The organism is Micromonospora sp. NPDC049102 (assembly GCF_043197485.1).
In the GTDB taxonomy this organism is placed as follows: Bacteria; Actinomycetota; Actinomycetes; order Mycobacteriales; family Micromonosporaceae; genus Micromonospora.
Genome location: NZ_JBICTE010000073.1, coordinates 533 through 1,117, shown reverse-complemented (window position 1 = coordinate 1,117; position 585 = coordinate 533). Strand labels below are relative to the sequence as shown.

Genomic DNA, 585 nt, shown 5'->3' with positions numbered 1-585 from the left:
CCGCCACGGAAACCACCATCGCGGGACGCGCCGCCCTCGCGACGGTCACCACCGCGGAAACCACCCTCGCGGTCACCGCCACGGAAGCCACTCTCGCGGTCACCGCCACGGAAGCCACCCTCACGCGGCGGACCGGAACGCCCACGATCACCGCCACCCTGGTAACCGCCCTCACGACGATCACCACCACGGAAACCACCCTCGCGCGGCGCGCCCGGACGGGATCCATCGCGGTCGCCGCCACGGAAACCACCCTCACGACGATCGCCGCCACGGAAACCACCATCGCGGGACGCGCCGCCCTCGCGACGGTCACCACCGCGGAAACCACCCTCGCGGTCACCGCCACGGAAGCCACCCTCACGCGGCGGACCGGAACGCCCACGATCACCGCCACCCTGGTAACCGCCCTCACGACGATCACCACCACGGAACCCGCCCTCGCGGTCACCGCCACGGAAGCCACCTTGGCGGTCGCCACCACGGAACCCGCCCTCGCGGTCACCGCCACGGAAGCCACCTTGGCGGTCGCCGCCACGGAACCCGCCCTCGCGGTCACCGCCACGGAAACCACCTTGGCGGTCG

Annotated in this window: 1 pseudogene; it reads left to right on the top strand. The window is 72.5% G+C overall.

Going from position 1 to position 585, the window contains the following annotated elements:
• Positions 1-585: pseudogene (locus ACGFH9_RS30825) on the top strand (hypothetical protein); the annotation flags it as partial.